The 15,163-nt window shown below is 68.4% G+C and carries 19 protein-coding genes and 1 pseudogene; 13 read left to right on the forward strand and 7 right to left on the reverse strand.

All coding sequences use genetic code 11. From position 1 onward, the window contains the following. Window positions 1–35 precede the first annotated feature (35 nt). From ESD82_RS17480 to ESD82_RS17490, 3 genes are read right to left on the reverse strand one after another with little or no spacing between them, the layout of a single operon-like run. On the reverse strand, window positions 36–668 hold the full coding sequence (locus tag ESD82_RS17480) for a ribonuclease HII (RefSeq protein WP_024845726.1): 633 nt from the start codon (window positions 666–668) through the stop codon (window positions 36–38). Then, a complete protein-coding gene (locus ESD82_RS17485; protein WP_147427726.1) occupies window positions 665–1,147 on the reverse strand; it encodes an ureidoglycolate lyase in 483 nt (160 codons plus the stop codon). The genes ESD82_RS17480 and ESD82_RS17485 overlap by 4 nt, the downstream gene beginning before the upstream one ends. A 57-nt stretch (window positions 1,148–1,204) precedes the next feature. Further along, window positions 1,205–2,380 carry an MFS transporter gene (locus ESD82_RS17490; protein WP_028710823.1) on the reverse strand — a complete coding sequence of 392 codons (1,176 nt, stop codon included), beginning with the start codon at window positions 2,378–2,380 and terminating at the stop codon, window positions 1,205–1,207. Between the two features lie 278 nt (window positions 2,381–2,658). Here ESD82_RS17490 and ESD82_RS17495 point away from each other — a divergent pair, with 278 nt between their 5' ends. From ESD82_RS17495 to ESD82_RS17510, 4 genes and pseudogenes are all read left to right on the forward strand, one after another. Further along, window positions 2,659–3,408: a GntR family transcriptional regulator gene (locus tag ESD82_RS17495; RefSeq protein ID WP_147427725.1), complete on the forward strand. Its 750-nt coding sequence runs from the start codon at window positions 2,659–2,661 to the stop codon at window positions 3,406–3,408. Between the two features lie 355 nt (window positions 3,409–3,763). Next, a complete protein-coding gene (locus tag ESD82_RS17500) occupies window positions 3,764–4,966 on the forward strand; it encodes a L,D-transpeptidase family protein (RefSeq protein WP_244314542.1) in 1,203 nt (400 codons plus the stop codon). Between the two features lie 2 nt (window positions 4,967–4,968). Next, window positions 4,969–5,805, forward strand: coding sequence for an extensin family protein (locus ESD82_RS17505; RefSeq protein WP_147427723.1), 837 nt, complete (start codon window positions 4,969–4,971; stop codon window positions 5,803–5,805). A 94-nt stretch (window positions 5,806–5,899) separates the two neighbouring features. Beyond that, window positions 5,900–6,814 (forward strand): annotated as a pseudogene (locus tag ESD82_RS17510) (IS630 family transposase); the annotation flags it as partial. 81 nt (window positions 6,815–6,895) lie between these two features. On the opposite strand, the gene ESD82_RS17515 reads toward ESD82_RS17510, so the two are convergent. Next, on the reverse strand, window positions 6,896–7,627 hold the full coding sequence (locus ESD82_RS17515) for a Crp/Fnr family transcriptional regulator (RefSeq protein ID WP_024845997.1): 732 nt from the start codon (window positions 7,625–7,627) through the stop codon (window positions 6,896–6,898). A gap of 125 nt (window positions 7,628–7,752) precedes the next feature. Further along, window positions 7,753–9,069: a FliI/YscN family ATPase gene (locus ESD82_RS17520; protein ID WP_147427722.1), complete on the reverse strand. Its 1,317-nt coding sequence runs from the start codon at window positions 9,067–9,069 to the stop codon at window positions 7,753–7,755. Window positions 9,070–9,177: 108 nt separating this feature from the next. Between ESD82_RS17520 and ESD82_RS17525 the strand changes: the two genes are divergently transcribed. Genes ESD82_RS17525 through ESD82_RS17565 form a run of 9 tightly spaced genes read left to right on the forward strand, consistent with a single transcriptional unit; the run spans window position 9,178 to window position 13,801 of the window. Then, on the forward strand, window positions 9,178–9,567 hold the full coding sequence (locus tag ESD82_RS17525; protein ID WP_024845995.1) for a FlgB family protein: 390 nt from the start codon (window positions 9,178–9,180) through the stop codon (window positions 9,565–9,567). A 10-nt stretch (window positions 9,568–9,577) separates the two neighbouring features. After that, window positions 9,578–9,970, forward strand: a complete 393-nt coding sequence (flgC, locus tag ESD82_RS17530) for a flagellar basal body rod protein FlgC (protein WP_024845994.1) — start codon at window positions 9,578–9,580, stop codon at window positions 9,968–9,970. 11 nt (window positions 9,971–9,981) lie between these two features. Beyond that, the gene (locus ESD82_RS17535; protein WP_028710902.1) at window positions 9,982–10,275 is read left to right on the forward strand and encodes a flagellar hook-basal body complex protein FliE; all 294 of its coding nucleotides are present in this window, start codon (window positions 9,982–9,984) and stop codon (window positions 10,273–10,275) included. 9 nt (window positions 10,276–10,284) lie between these two features. Then, a complete protein-coding gene (locus tag ESD82_RS17540) occupies window positions 10,285–10,551 on the forward strand; it encodes a flagellar biosynthetic protein FliQ (RefSeq protein WP_024845992.1) in 267 nt (88 codons plus the stop codon). A 3-nt stretch (window positions 10,552–10,554) separates the two neighbouring features. Next, the gene (locus tag ESD82_RS17545) at window positions 10,555–11,271 is read left to right on the forward strand and encodes a flagellar hook-basal body complex protein (RefSeq protein ID WP_028710903.1); all 717 of its coding nucleotides are present in this window, start codon (window positions 10,555–10,557) and stop codon (window positions 11,269–11,271) included. Window positions 11,272–11,282: 11 nt separating this feature from the next. Beyond that, complete coding sequence (flgG, locus tag ESD82_RS17550) at window positions 11,283–12,068, forward strand: flagellar basal-body rod protein FlgG (protein WP_147427721.1); 786 nt, start codon at window positions 11,283–11,285, stop codon at window positions 12,066–12,068. Continuing rightward, on the forward strand, window positions 12,068–12,484 hold the full coding sequence (gene flgA / locus ESD82_RS17555; RefSeq protein ID WP_147427720.1) for a flagellar basal body P-ring formation chaperone FlgA: 417 nt from the start codon (window positions 12,068–12,070) through the stop codon (window positions 12,482–12,484). Before flgG ends, flgA begins: the two co-directional genes overlap by 1 nt. 10 nt (window positions 12,485–12,494) lie before the next feature. Next, on the forward strand, window positions 12,495–13,247 hold the full coding sequence (gene flgH, locus ESD82_RS17560) for a flagellar basal body L-ring protein FlgH (protein ID WP_051419843.1): 753 nt from the start codon (window positions 12,495–12,497) through the stop codon (window positions 13,245–13,247). 17 nt (window positions 13,248–13,264) lie between these two features. After that, window positions 13,265–13,801, forward strand: a complete 537-nt coding sequence (locus ESD82_RS17565) for a hypothetical protein (protein ID WP_024845987.1) — start codon at window positions 13,265–13,267, stop codon at window positions 13,799–13,801. Between the two features lie 225 nt (window positions 13,802–14,026). Here the strand turns inward: ESD82_RS17565 and ESD82_RS22300 are convergent, their stop codons facing one another. Beyond that, window positions 14,027–14,443: a glycosyltransferase family protein gene (locus tag ESD82_RS22300; RefSeq protein ID WP_244314543.1), complete on the reverse strand. Its 417-nt coding sequence runs from the start codon at window positions 14,441–14,443 to the stop codon at window positions 14,027–14,029. Next, window positions 14,422–15,075, reverse strand: coding sequence for a glycosyltransferase (locus ESD82_RS22305; RefSeq protein WP_244314544.1), 654 nt, complete (start codon window positions 15,073–15,075; stop codon window positions 14,422–14,424). Before ESD82_RS22305 ends, ESD82_RS22300 begins: the two co-directional genes overlap by 22 nt. Window positions 15,076–15,163 lie beyond the last annotated feature (88 nt).

Consider the following 15,163-nt stretch of genomic DNA (forward strand, 5'->3'; position numbering starts at 1 on the left):
TTCACCGCCGATTCGCCGTCAAATTCTTTTTCGAATCAACGGCTTGCGATTTCTTCTTTACACAATATCTTGTGGACCGGGGCAAAGCTGCGCCTATGATATGGGGTCACGCCCAGATCTAGCAGCGCCCGGCGATGCGCCGGGGTCGGATAACCGGCATTCGCCTCCCAGCCGTATCCGGGATGCTGTTGCGCCAAATCCACCATGATGCGATCGCGCAACAGTTTCGCCAGGATCGAGGCCGCGGCGATGGACAGGCAACGCGCATCGCCGCCGACCACCGCCTGCCCCGGCAGGTCCAGCTCGCGCGGCAGCATGTTGCCGTCGACCAGCACCAGGCAGGGCCGCCGGCGCAGCCCGGCGATGGCCCGGCACATCGCCAGATGCGAGGCACGCAGGATGTTCAGCCGGTCGATCTCCTCGACGCTGGCATGGCCGACGGCCCAGTCGCAGCGCGCCATGATCAGCTCGGCCAGCGCCTCGCGGCGCTTGGCGGTCAGCTTCTTGGAATCGTTCAGCCCCTCGGGGATGCAGGCGGCATCCAGGATCACCGCTGCCGCCGTGACCGGACCGGCCAGCGGCCCGCGCCCGACCTCGTCCACGCCGGCAACCAACTGCGCCCCACCACGCAGCGCGGCATCCTCCAGGGAATAGTCGGGCAGGCTCATGCCTCGACGGTGACGGGGGCGATCTCGACTTCTTCCAGGTTCACGCCCTCGCCCTCGCGATCCACGACCAGGAAATCGGCCGGCCGGTCCAGCGGCGTCAGCACGCCGTGCCAGACCCCGGCCCGCAGGTTCACGCCCATGCCTGCCGGCACCAGAAAGGCGATCGGCGCGCCCGGCCGGCCGCCCTGGTCGGGGGCGACGATCGACAGCCAGGGATCCGGCCCCAGCGGCACGAAGGCCTGCGAGCCCAGCGGATGCCGCTCCAGCAGGGTGCAGTCATAGGGCAGGCGCACCGGCTCGGAGCGGAAGATCGAGATGATCGCCTCGCCGCCGCCGCGCTCGACCGTGGCCAGGGCGTGATGGCGCTCGCAGCGCCCGGCATTGATCATCTTGCTGGGCGCCTCGCGTGGGGTCAGCAGCTCGCCATAGGGAGCGAATTCCTCGGCCGTGATCGGCCTTGCCTTGATCGTCGTCGTCATGTTTCTTTCTTGCCCAAATATCCCGGGGGTCCGGGGGCAGCGCCCCCGGCCCGGCCTCTACAAACGCCCCATCCGCGGCAGGAAGATGGTCAGCAGACCCATCAGCGGCAGATAGGAGCAGATCTGGTAGACGAATTCGATCCCCTTCGCATCCGCGATCACCCCCAGCACCGCGGCGGCAATCCCGCCCATGCCGAAGGCGAAGCCGAAGAAGATACCGGCGATCATCCCGGTCCGCCCCGGTACCAGCTCCTGCGCAAAGACCACGATGGCCGGAAAGGCCGAGGCCAGGATCACCCCGATCACCACGGTCAGAAGCCCGGTCGCGACCAGCCCGACATGCGGCAGGACCAGGGTAAAGGGCAGGATGCCCAGGATCGAGAACCAGATCACCTTCAAGGGACCGACCCGGTCGCCGACCAGCCCGCCCAGCATGACGCCCGCCGCCATGCCGCCCAGAAACAGGAACAGCATCACCTGCGCATGCTGGGTGCTGAGCCCGAATTTCTCGATCAGGAAGAAGGTGTAATAGCTGGAAATGCTGGCGGTGTAGATGTTCTTGGTGAAGGTCAGCAGCGCCAGCACCACGATGGCCAGCGCCACCCGCTGCCGGGTGAATGGCAGGGCCTCGGCGGGACGCGCGGCGGCGGCCTTGCGCCGCCCGTCGGCCCAGCTGCCGATCCGCCACAGGATCGCCGATCCCGCCATGGCGGCGATCGAGAAGATCGCGACCGAGGGCCGGCCCAGCGGCACCACGATGAAGGCGGCCAGAAGCGGCCCCAGCGCCGATCCGAAATTGCCGCCCAGCTGGAACAGCGACTGCGCCGTGCCGAATCGCCCGCCCGAGGCGATGCGGGCCACGCGCGAGCTTTCGGGATGGAACACGGCCGAACCGATGCCGATCAGCATCGCCCCCGACAGAAGCACCCAATATTCATGCGCGAGCGCCAGCAGCAGCACGCCGATAAAGGTCGAGCCCATGCCCACCGCCAGCGAACGCGGCATCGGGTTGCGATCCGTCACCATGCCCACCACCGGCTGCAAGAGCGAGGCGGTGACCTGGAACGCAAAGGTCATCATGCCGATCTGCCAATAGGACAGCGCGAATTCCTCGCGCAGCAAGGGATAGATCGCGGCCAGCATGGACTGCATGATGTCGTTGATCATGTGGCACAGGCTGATCGCCACCAGTACCGTCCAGGCCGTGGCGGAAACGCCCTGGCCGCGGAACATCGAAGCTTCCGACACGGCATCACCTCTTGAGAATCGCCCGATTTGTCCTGTCCGGCCGGGAAAATGTCAACCGCGGCAGGCGGATCACGGCCGATCCGTGCGATTGCCCTTGACCCTCACGGGAATTTGCACTCAAAAACTAAACCAATAAGTTTACTTAAGTCTCCGGCCGGGCGAGACATGGATTTCGGCCTTGTTGCAGCCTCGACGCCGCGAAACCGCTTGTTCCAGACATATCGAGTTCTGCCGCCACCTCGACACAAAGACATATTCCAGAGATGATTGAACTTCCCCGCCACCTGGCACAGGCGCTTTCGGCCGAAGCACAAGACCGGAAGCGCCGCAACATGACCTGGCAGGCCGTCCAGGAAGAGGTTCTGACCCGCATCCACGACGGCCAATGGCCCGAGGGCGAGTTGATTCCGACCGAAGCCGAACTGGCGACCGAGTTCGGCTGCGCCCGCGCCACCGTGAACCGCGCCCTGCAGACCTTGGCGCAAAGCGGCGTCCTGGAACGCCGGCGCAAGGTCGGAACCCGCGTCGCGCAGCATCCGCGCGTGCAGATGGTGCGCTTCCTGCTGAAGCGCGAGATCGAGGCGGCGGGCAAGGCCTATGGCTATGCGTTGCTGGACTATCAGGAATGCGCGCCCCCGGCGGATGTCGCGCAGGCCATGCTGCTGCGCACCGATGACAGCCTCTTGCGGGTCCGGGCCCGGTTCAGCGCCGACGAGGCGCCCTATTGCTGCGAGGAACGCTGGATCAACAACTATGCCACCCCCGGCCTGACGCGCGAGGCGCTGGTGCAGATGAGCCCCTGCGAATGGCTGCTGGGCCATGTGCCGATCAACCGCGCCAGCATGGCGATCGGGGCGACGCTGGCCGGTTCGGGCTTCATCGCCGAGGCGCTGGGACTGGCGCCGGGCGACCCGGTCCTGCTGGCCGAACGGATCGACTGGCTGAACAACATGCCGGTTTCGCTGACGCGGCGCTATTTCCCGCAGCATCACCGCTTCGCCGCCACGATCTGAAGGACGCGTTCAACCCGAGTTGACCGGCTCTTGCTTGCCTTGGGCGGCACATTTGGCCAAATGTGCCCGACAAAACCAGAAGACCACAGGCAAACAGAACGGTTCCGAGCATGTTCCCGACCCGACCCCGCGCGGGCCTTTTTTCGCATCTCTCCCTGGCCGCGGCGGCCCTGGTGCTGCCGCTTTCCGCCGGCTGGGCGCAAACCGCGGCCGTGGCGCCCGCCTCCGGCGCCGCCGCGCCGGTCGTAGCCCCCCCAAGCCCCGCGCCCTGACCTCGATCACCCCGGCCGAGATCGAGGCGGCCGTCTATGGCGGCACCGACCTGCCCGCGGGCCAATCCGCGCTGACTGCCAAGGTGCAGATCCTGCTGGACCGCGCCGGCATCTCGCCCGGCGTGGTGGACGGCTGGCGCGGCGGCATGAGCGAAAGCGCCATCATGGCCTTCCAGCGCCGCTCGGGCCTGCCGATGACCGGGCGCATGGATCACGCGGTCTGGGAACTGCTTCAGGGCTATGCCGCCGCGCCGCTGACCACGACCTATACCATCACCGAGGAGGACGCGGCCGGCCTGGTAGACCGCATCCCCCCGGACTATGCCGAAAAGGCCGCGATGACTTCGCAGGGCTATACCAGCGTGCTGGAAAAGCTGGCCGAACGGTTCCACATGGACGAAAAGTTCCTGGCCAAGCTGAACCCCGGCGCCCGCTTCCAGCCCGGCGAGACGATCCATGCCACCGTGCCCGCCAAGCCGATCCGCGCCACCGTCACCCGCATCATCGTGGACAAGGAAACCCGCCGCGTCGCCGCCTATGACGCCAAGGGCAACATGGTCGCGGATTACCCGGCCACGGTCGGTTCGTCCGACACCCCCTCGCCCCATGGCAATCATGTCGTGGACGCGGTGGCGCTGAACCCGACCTATACCTACAACCCGCATCGCAACTTCAAGCAGGGCGAGAACGACCGGGTGCTGATCATCCCGCCGGGACCGAACGGACCGGTCGGCAATGTCTGGATCGACCTGTCCGAGCCGACCTATGGCATCCACGGAACCGCCACGCCCTCGCAGCTGTTCCTGAACCAGTCGCATGGCTGCGTGCGGCTGACCAACTGGGACGCATGGGAACTGGCGCATATGGTCAAGCCCAAGGTGACGACGGTCGAGTTCCTGCCCCCCGGCGTACGGATCGCCGACGTGACCGGCATCTCGCCCGTGGCGGCGGCGACGCAGACCGCGGCGGTCGCGGCCATCGCCGGAACCCGCCCGCTGGCCCGCGGCGACCGGCTGCCGCCGGCCGCATCCGCGGCGATGGCCATCCCCGCCGCCGCGACCGCGGCCGAGGCCGCCGCTGCAACCGCCGCCACCGTGGTCACACCCGAACCGCTGGTCATCACCCCCGCCGGCCCGGCCCCGGACGAGCCGCTGGTCCCCGAGACGGCCCCCACCCTGCCCGCACAGGACGAGCCAGAATACCCCTCGGACGCGGTGCTGCCGGAAAGCCTGCCCGGACAGGCACCGGGCAGCGTGACGCTGTATCCCCAGGCCGGACAGCCCTGAGGATGCGCGGGCTGGCGCCGATGCTGGTGGCGATGGCCGCGCTGTTGGCCGGCCCGGCATCGGGGCAGGATGCGCCTGCCCCGCGTCCCGACCATCCCGCCGCCGACCGCCCCGCGCCCCGGCCGGAACCCGAGGCGGAGGCAGAGGCAGAGGTAGCGCCCGAGCCGGCTGCCGAGCCCGTCCCGGAGCCCGAGACCCCGGAGAACGCCGCAGCAGAGGCCGCACCCGCAGCCCCTGCCCCGACCGGCCCGCCGATTCGTGCGACCCTGCGCGAAAGCGATTTCGATCATTCCGCCTGCCTGCTGGAACTGACGCTGCTGGGCGCCGATTACAGCGAGGCGCCGCCGATCCTCGACCCCGATCAGCGCGATTGCGGCATCGACCGCCCGGTCCTGCTGCGCCAGCCCCTGCCGGGGATCGAGATTCCGGGCGGCGCGCCCATGCGCTGCGACCTGGCGCGGCACCTGGCGCATTGGCTGCGCGATTTCGTCCGCCCCGCCGCGGCGCTGCTGCCGGGCCAACCGCGGCTGGTGGCGCTGGAGCCGGGCTCGACCTATCAATGCCGGCCGACCGTCGGGACCGCGGGCGAGAGCCTGTCGGAACATGCCTTCGGCAACGCTTTCGACATCGCCGCCTTCCGCTTCGACGACGGCTCCCGCATCGAGGTCGGCCCGCGCCAGGACAACGGCGACTTGCAGGAGGCCTTCCAGCGCGCGGCGCGCGGCACCGCCTGCCTGCATTTCACCACCGTCCTCGGGCCCGGGGCCAATGCCGCGCATGACGACCACCTGCACCTGGACATCAAGGCCCGGCGCGGCGGCTTTCGGCTGTGCCAATAGCGCCTAAAGCCTGATCGTTTCAGGCTGGATCGGGCGTTCCCAGATCGGGGGTGGTCTGCTTCGACATGGCTGCTGGGAAAGGAGGCCGGCATGCATGGCGAGACCTTTGTCCAGCGATCTTCGGACACGCGTTGTTGCGCGCGTTGCTGAGGGAGAGACGGTGCGCGCGGTTGCGTCTATGTTCGGCCTCAGCGTGCCGAGCGTTGTGAAATGGTCCCGGAGATGGCGCGCGACAGGCAGTTGCGAGGCCAGTCCGATGGGCGGTAAGCGGCGCGATGTGATGGCGCCGGGACGGGACGACGCGCTGGCCCGGCTTGCGGAACACCCCTCGCTGCCCCTGCGCCGGCTCCGGGCCGGGCTGGCCGCGCGCGGGGTCAGGGTCAGCTATGGCGCGTTGTGGCGTTTCGTCCATGCCGAGGGGGTGTCGTTCAAAAAAAGGCCGTCCTTGCCGCCGAGACCGGACGGCCCGACATCGCCCGCCGCCGCGCCCGCTGGCGGCGGCACCAGCACAGGATCGACCCGCGCCGGCTCGTGTTCATCGAGGAAACCCGGGCGCAGACAAACATGGCCCCGCGGCGCGGCCGGGGGCCGAGGGGCACCCGCCTGCCGGGCCGTGCGCCACAGGGGCACTGGCGCAGGATGACCTTCGTGGGGGCGCCGCGGGTGGAGCGGATCGACGCGCCCTGCGTCATCGATGGCCCGATCAATGGGGATCTGTTCCGCGCCTGTGTCGAGCCGGTGCTTCTTCCCGACCCTGCGTCCGGGCGACGTGGTGGTCATGGACGATCTCGGCAGCCACAAGGGCGGCGCGGTGCGAAAGGCCATGCGGGCGGCAGGCGCGCATCTGCTGTTCCTCCCGCCATACAGCCCGGATCTGAGCTCCATCGAACACGATCGGGGGCTCACTCGAACGCATGGCGTTCGCCCCCTCATGTTCGCCGCGCCCAAGCCCCTCATGCGCTCCGCCGCCGAACGCACCGTCGAAGCCGCCTGGAAACGCCTCGGCACATGACCTGACAGCTTCTCCGCAAAGGAATGCGCCAACCACCTCAAAAACGCAGGCTATGCTTGGATTTGATATGGGCAGGATCTAGCGCCGGGCCCGGCCCAGTTCCAGATATTCGGGATCGAACCGCGCCAACCGCGCCAGCCTCTGCCAGTCGAGGATCTCGACCTCGGTGCCGATCCAGCGGATCAGCCCGTCGGCGCGCAGGTCGCGCACGGCGCGGTTCACATGGATCGGCGTATAGCCCAGGATGTCGGCCAGTTCCCTTTGCAGCAGCGGCAGGGTGAAGCGGTGGTCCTGCGCCGCGCCCACACTGGCCAGCCGCGTGTAAAGCTCGCATAGAAGATGGGCCAGATGCGCGCTGGAGCGCAGCGAAGCGGCCGCGACCAGCCATTGCCGGTGAATCGCCGCGTCGATCGCGGTGGACATCCACAAGAGCCGGGTCAGATGCGGGAAGTTCTGGGTGATCTGCCGCAGCTCGGCATGATCGACGAACTCGACCTCGGATTCACCGACCGAGATCACGTCATGTTCCAGCCCCGCCAGCACGAAGGCGTGCAGGTCCACGAAATCCCCCGGAACATGCAGGGCGGTGATCACCCGCTCGCCCGGACGCCCGACCAGCTCATGCTGGCGGGCCGACATGCCGCGCAGCATCATGCAGCTGCGCCTGGCCATCCGCCCGCGTGGCACGATCACCTCGCCGGGACGAAAGCAGACATGCTGGGTCGGAATGGCGCGCAGGCAGGCAATATCGGATTCGGAAAGCAGGTCTCGTCTTTGCAAATATCGGACGAAATATTCGGTGATGGCCATGACGCTCCTCGGCTCGACCGCCGAAGATTGTCAACGCGCCGCGGGCGGTGCAATGATCTCGGGACTCCGGTTAACATTCATCAATCATGTCATAGCCCCGCCGGATTCATAGGCTTCTTTCGCCTTCAGCCCGGTTTCGGCGCCGGAACGCCCAGAGCCTCGGCCAAGAGCGCAAAGCTTTGCCCCGCATCGGCGCCTTGCCGGGTGAAGAAGGCGTCCAGGGCCGGGTAAAGCCGCACCGCCTCGTCCAGCCGGGGGTCCGAGCCCGGCGCATAAAGCCCGGCGCGGATCATCAGCTCGGATTCGGCATAGGTGCCCAGCGTCGCCCGCGCCCGCGCGATCAGCGCGTTCTCGGCCGCACTGGCCGCCTGCGGCAGGGAACGCGAGACCGAGCGCAGCACGTCCACCGCCGGGAACCGCCCGCGCTCGGCGATGGCGCGGTCCAGCACGACATGGCCGTCCAGCACGCCGCGCAGGATGTCGGCCACCGGTTCCTCCATGTCCGAGCCGGCGACCAGCACGCTGAAGATCGCGGTGATGTCGCCCGACCCCTCGGGGCCCGGCCCGGAACGCTCGGCCAGCAACATGATCAGATGCGAGGTCGAGGGCGGAAAGCCGCGATAGCTGGGGCTTTCCCCCGCCGCCAAGGCGATTTCCCGATGGGCCTCGGCAAAGCGGGTGATCGAATCGGCCAGGAACAGCACATGCCGGCCCTGGTCGCGGAAATGCTCGGCCACCGTCATCGCCGCCCAGGCGCAACGCCGCCGCATCAGCGGCGACTGATCCGAGGTCGCCACCACCACGACGGCGCGGGCCATCCCTGCCTCACCCAGCGTCTCCTCGACGAATTCGCGCAGTTCGCGCCCGCGCTCGCCCACCAGCGCGATCACCACGACATCGGCCGAGACCCCCTGGGCCAGCGCCGAAAGCAGCGTCGACTTGCCGACGCCCGAGCCGGCGAACAGCCCCATCCGCTGGCCGCGCACCAGGGGCAGCAGCGTGTCGAAGACCGCAAGCCCGGTATCCAGCCGCCCGCCCAGCCGGTTGCGCAGGGCGGCCGGCGGCGGGGCGGGCCGAAAGCCGCGTTCCTCGCCGCCGGCGACCAGAGGACGGCCGTCGAGGGGCCTGCCGAAAGGGTCGATGATTCGCCCGATCCAGCCATTCGCCGGCGCCAGCATCGGCGCAAAAACCAGCTCGACCCGCGTGCCGATCGACAACCCGTCCATCGGCCCCTCGGGCAGGATCGCCGCCTGGTCGGCATGCAGCGCAATGATCTCGCCGCCGAGGTTTTCGCCGGAACGCATTAAAAAGACGACGCGATCACCCAGGGACGCATGGCTGTTCAGCCCGCCCGCCAGGATCACCCCGGCCTGGATCGCGCTGACCTGGCCGAAATGCCGGGTCAGGCGGACCCGCCGTATCCGCGTCGCGATAGATTGCATTTTATCCATTTCGTCCTCGCTTTTTTCGGCGGGCGCCCCTGCCTCGAAAGGGTTTCTAAACCAGTCGAGGTTAAGACCGGGTTTATCGGAACCTGAGGAGAAGCCTCGATGTTTGACCGTATCGACACCCTGCGGATGGCCAGTTCGCTGACGGCCCATGCCGCCGAACGGCAAAAACTGATCGCCCGGAACGTCGCCAATGCCGACACCCCCGGCTTCCGGTCACGCGATCTTGCCGGCTTTGCCGAAACCTATCGCAGCCAGAGGACCACGGGCATGCGCGTCTCGCGGCCGGGGCATCTGGCGGGGGCCGGCTGGGGGGCGGGCTCCGCGCGCATCGCCGATGCCGGTGGCGAGCCCGCGCCCAACGGCAACTCCGTCTCGCTCGAAGACGAGATGTTTCGCAGCGCCGCCGCCAAGCGCCAGTTCGACCTGTCGCTGGCGGTGACCAAGTCCTCGCTTGCGCTGGTCCGCACCAGCCTTGGCCGCCGCGGCTGAGGGGGCGATCATGACCCAGCCGCTTTCCGCGACCGAACTGGCCGTGTCGGGGATGAAATCCCAGGCCGTGCGCCTGCGCCATATTTCGGAAAACATCGCCAATGCCGACACACCCGGCTATCGCCGCAAGCTGGTGGCGTTCCAGGAACAGGTCGATTTCGGCCGCCCGACCGGCGCGGTCGCCGCGGGGCCGACCCGGCTGGACCGGCGCGAATTGCCGCGCGTCTACGACCCCGCGCATCCGATGGCCGACGACGGAGGCTATTACGCGGGCTCCAACGTGGACCTGATCGTCGAGATCGCCGACGCGAAAGAGGCAAGCCGCAGCTACGAGGCCAATCTGCGCGTCTTTGAACAATCCCGCCAGATGGGCAGTTCGCTGCTGGATCTGATCCGCCGCTAAGGGGCAATGCCATGATTTCTTCACCGACAATCGCCGCCACCTCCGCCGCAACCGCCTATGACCGCGCCCGCCATGCCGTCGCCCCGGCCGCGGGCCTGCCGCAGGGTGTGACCAACGCCGCGACGGATTTTGCCCGCGTGATGGAACGGGTCGACCTGGCCGCCACCGGCGCCATGACCGGCAAGACCGAGACGCATGACCTGGTCCACAGCATCGCCCAGGCCGAGATCGCGCTCGAGACCGTGGTGGCGATCCGCGACAAGGTGGTCGAGGCCTATCAGGAAATCCTGCGCATGCCGGTCTGAGGGGTAGTCATGGACGAGAACCAGATCTTCGACCTGACCCGGCAGGCGCTGTGGATCGCGGTGCGCATGTCGGCGCCGCTGCTGATCGTGGCGCTGGTGACCGGCGTGGTCATCGGCCTCTTTCAGGCGCTGACCTCGGTGCAGGAGATGACGCTGACCTTCGTGCCCAAGATCGGCCTGATGCTGGTGGTGTTCTGGGTCAGTATGAGCTTCATGACCGCGACGCTGACCAGCTTCTTCACCGACCGGATCCTGCCGCAGATCGCGGGGTCATAGGCCATGGAGAACGCGATCTATGCCGCATTGACCCGGCAATCCGGCCTGATGCGAGAGATGCACACCGTCGCCAACAACATCGCCAACGCCAATACCGCCGGCTTCCGGCGCGAGGGCGTGGTGTTTTCGGAATACATGGTGGCGCTGGACGGGCGTGGCGAAACCCTGGCCATGGCCAATGGCCGCGGCCGATTGGTGGATCTTGCCCCCGGCGGCATGACCCAGACCAACGGCCGCTTCGACATGGCCATCGACGGCGAGGGATTCCTGATGGTCCAGACCCCGCAGGGCAACCGCCTGACCCGCGCCGGTGCCTTCATGACCAATGCCGAGGGCGAGCTGGTCAATCCCGACGGCTATCCGCTGCTCGACGACGGCGAGGCCCCGATCGTGATCCCGGCCGGGGTGGGCAGCGTCGGGATCGGCACCGACGGCACCATCTCGGCCGACGGCAGCCCGATCGGCCGGATCGGCGTCTTCGCCAGCCCCGACCCGGCACGGCTGCGTCATATCGCCGGCACGCTCTTCGATCCCGGCGGCGCGGTCGAGCCGCTGGACCAGGCGGTGCTGCGCCAGGGCTTTCTGGAGGATTCCAACGTCGATCCGGTGCTGGAAATCGCCCGCATGATCGAGGTCCAGCGCGCCTATCAGCTGGGCCAGAGCTTCCTCGACCAGGAAGACCAGCGCATCCGCCAGACCATCACCTCGCTGACCCGGTGAAAGGACAAAGCATGAGAGCACTTCAGATCGCGGCATCGGGCATGAGCGCGCAGCAGATGCGCGTCGATGTCATCTCGAACAACCTCGCGAACATGTCCACGACGGGCTACAACCCGCGGCGGGCGGAGTTCGCCGACCTGCAATACCAGCAGGCCACCCGGCCCGGCACGCTGACCGCCGCCACCGGCGCCATGGTCCCGGCGGGCGTGCAGCTTGGCCTGGGCGTGCGCCCGGCCAGCGTGACGGTCATGCTGGCGCAGGGCACCCCGGTCCAGACCAACGGCGATCTGGACATCGCCATCGACGGCAACGGCTATCTGGAGGTCACGATGCCCTCGGGCATCTCGGCCTATACCCGCGACGGCAGCCTGAAACGCTCGGCCGAAGGGCAGGTCGTCACCTCCGAGGGCTATCCGCTGGTGCCCGACATCACCATCCCCGAGGAGGCCCGCAGCATCGCGATCAATGCCGACGGCCAGGTCTTCGCCTATTTCGACGACCGGGTCGAGCCCGAGAACCTGGGCCAGATCACCCTGGCCAATTTCGTCAATGCCAAAGGGCTCGAGGCGATCGGCTCGAACCTGTTCCTGGAAACCGCGGCCTCGGGCGCGCCCCAGGTCGCCACGCCGGGACAAGAGGGGCTGGGCACGATCCGCGCCGGCTTCCTCGAGGAAAGCGCGGTCGATCCGGTGCGCGAGATCGCCGAGCTGATCAAGGCGCAGCGCGGCTACGAGCTGAACTCCAAGGTGATCACCGCCGCGGACCAGATGCTTGGCACCACGGTGCAGGTGCGCTGATGCGGGGGCTCGTGCTTTTGCTGATGCTGCTGCCGCAAGGGACGCTTGCCGGGTCGGTGGTGGCCAACCGCACGCTGCCGGCCGGCACGGTGATCGCGGCCGGCGACGTCTCGCTGGTCCCCGACCAACCCGGCGGTATCGAGGAGATCGCCGCGGTCCTGGGCCAGCAGTTGCGCGTCATGGTCTACCAGGGCCGCCGCATCGACCCCTCGACCCTGACTGCGCCGACCCTGGTCGGGCGCAACCAGATCGTCACCATCGCCTATGAAAAGGCCGCCCTGCGGATCGAGGCCGAGGGCCGCGCGCTTTCGGCCGGCAGCGCCGGGCAGGTCATCCGCGTCATGAACAACGCCTCGCGCGTGACCGTCTCGGGCCGGGTGGCCCCGGACGGGACGGTCATCGTCCGGCAGAACTGAAAGGCAGCCCATGCTCCAGCCCATGTCTCCCCGCCCCGCGCTGCTGCTTGGCGCCCTGTCCCTTGCCCTGTCGCTTTCGGCCTGCGGCCGGGTCTCGCAGATCGGGCAGGTGCCCAACATGACCGCCCCCGAAAGCAGCGTCGAATACCAGGCGATGACCTCGTCGGGCCATGGCGTACAGGAGCTGCCCTATCGGGCGGACAGCACGGCCTCGCTCTGGAGCATGTCGCAGAATTCGCTGGTCGCGGACCGGCGCGCCTCGACGCGCGGCGACATCCTGACCGTGGTGATCGAGATCGACGACAGCGCCGAAATCCAGAACAGTTCGGGGCGCAGCCGCAGTTCGGCCGACAAGGTCGGCATCCCCTCGCTGGCAGGCCTGCCGCAGCGCATCGACCGCATCCTGCCGGAAGGCGCCAGCATGGAGGAACTGGCCGAGGCCAAGGCATCCTCCAGCTACAAGGGCAGCGGCAATATCTCGCGCCGCGACAAGCTGACCCTGCGCGTCGCGGCGACGGTGGTGGACCGGCTGCCCAACGGCGTCCTGCGCATCCAGGGCACGCAGGAGGTGCGGGTGAACTACGAGCTGCGCGAACTGACCGTCAGCGGCTTCGTCCGCCCCTCGGATATCGGGCGGCGCAACGAGATCGCCTATGACCGCATCGCGGGCGCGCGCATTTCCTATGGCGGCCGCGGCCAGATCAGCGATGTCCAGCAGCCACGCTATGGCCAGCAGCTGGCCGACATCCTCTTGCCTTACTGAAGACGGAGGGGGGCCCGGTGAAAAAGATCCTGCTTATCCTGATCCCCCTGCTGGCCTTTCTGGGCGGCGCGGTCGGCGGCGACATGCTGGGCGGCGCGAAGCCGGCTGCCTCCGTCCAGGGCGACGCCGCCACGGCGGCCGAGCCGGGCCATCAGGTGTCCGAATCCGCCGATCCCGCGCAGGGCCATGGCGGCGAGGGCAGCGGCGACGGCGGCGGCGCTGCCGAGGCCAGCCTCGACTGGTTCGCGTTTCCCAACCAGTTTTTCGTGCCGATCCTGCGCAACGGCACGCCATCGGCGATCATGATCCTGTCGCTGAGCGTCGAGATGCCCGCCTCGGCCCGCGCAGAGATCGAGGCGCAGGAGCATCGGCTGCGGGACGCCTTGCTGAACGCGCTGATGATCGAGGCGAATACCGGCGGCTTCAACGGCAATTTCACCGCCGAACCCGCCCTGCAACGCCTGCGCGCCGCCCTGCTTGCGGCGGGGCAAAAGGCCGCGGGGCCGAATGTCAGGCGCATCCTGATCGAGGATATCGGCCAGCAGATCCAGTAAGGCTCGGCGATCCGGGCCGGCAGCCATGGCCGAACCGCTTCAAGTGGACGCCCGGTCGGCAGCCTGTTTTCGCACCCGCTGGCACGGCCCTGCTCTTGGCCGATGCATTCCACCGTGGCCGGGGCAACGCATTTTCCGGCCTTCCAAGGCAGGCGTGGCGCCCCGCAACCGCACGGGATTCCGCCAAAAAGGGGGCCGGTGAGCGGCTTCGGATCGCCGGGCGGCTCAGCGGTCGTCGCCGGCGGCCGGCGAGCCGCTCGCGGTGCCCTCGGCCCAGGGGGCAGTCGTGCCGACGCCATCGGCCAGGGCCATGATCTGGGCATGGCTGCGGCCCAGTTCGCCGCGAAAGGCGTCCCGCACCGCCAGCCGGATCAGCCGGCGGCAGATGCGCCGCTCGGCGGCGGGCAGCAACCGGCCCTTGCGCAGCCATTTCAGCAGCATCAGCGCCATCAGCGGCGGAAAGAACAGCCGGCCTGCGACCCGGCGATAGACGAACCAGGCGTTGCGATGCAGGTAATACACCTTCCAGAGCGGCCGGGGCGTCGCCCCCGCGGTCTGGGTCGCGCAATCATGCTCGAACTCCAGGTCCGGGGCGAAAAGCAGCCGGCCGCCGGCCTGGGTCAGTCCCAGGGAATAGAGCACGTCGTCGCCATAGATGAACAGCCGGCCATCGGGATAGCCGGCACGGGCCACCCCGGCGCGCGACACGAAGAAGCCGACGAAGGAGGTGCCGTCCAGGGGCCGCGGCACCGGCGCATCGTAATCGCTGTCGGGAATGTGAAAGGCCGCCCGGCCGCCCCCGCCAGCACGCGCAGGAAGACCGGCAGGTCGCCGAAGGGGTTGACCCAGGGCCGGTTCATCTCGCAGATCCGGCCGCCGGGAAAGCGCACCGCCGCCGCCAGCGCCTCGGCGCCGGGCCAGCGACCCTCGGCCAGGCCTTGCCGGAACCGGGCGATGGCGCCGGTCGCGGGCCGGGCATCGTCGTCCATCAGGACCAGCCAGTCGGGGTCGAGCCTGCGGCCGGTCTCGCGCATGCCCACCTCGAACCCCAGCGCGCCGCCGCCGTTTTCCGGCATCTCGATGACGACCAGCCGCGGATCGCCCTGCCCGGCCAGCCATTCCCGCGTGCCATCAGTCGAGCCGTTCTCGACCACCACGACATGGTCGAGCGGCTCGGCCAGCAGGCGGGCCAGCGTCTTTTCCAGATGCGCCAGCCGGTTGAAGGTAACGACGACCGCCGCAATGACCGGAGGGGGAGGATCAGGCTGGTTCAAGGCGGGCTCACGGATTGGCTGGCGGAACGGGCGCGAAGCCGGGGCTTCTTAGCAAGAGACGCGGCGGGGATAAAGCGGCCGTGCCCGC

Source organism: Paracoccus pantotrophus, from assembly GCF_008824185.1.
Taxonomy (GTDB): domain Bacteria; phylum Pseudomonadota; class Alphaproteobacteria; order Rhodobacterales; family Rhodobacteraceae; genus Paracoccus; species Paracoccus pantotrophus.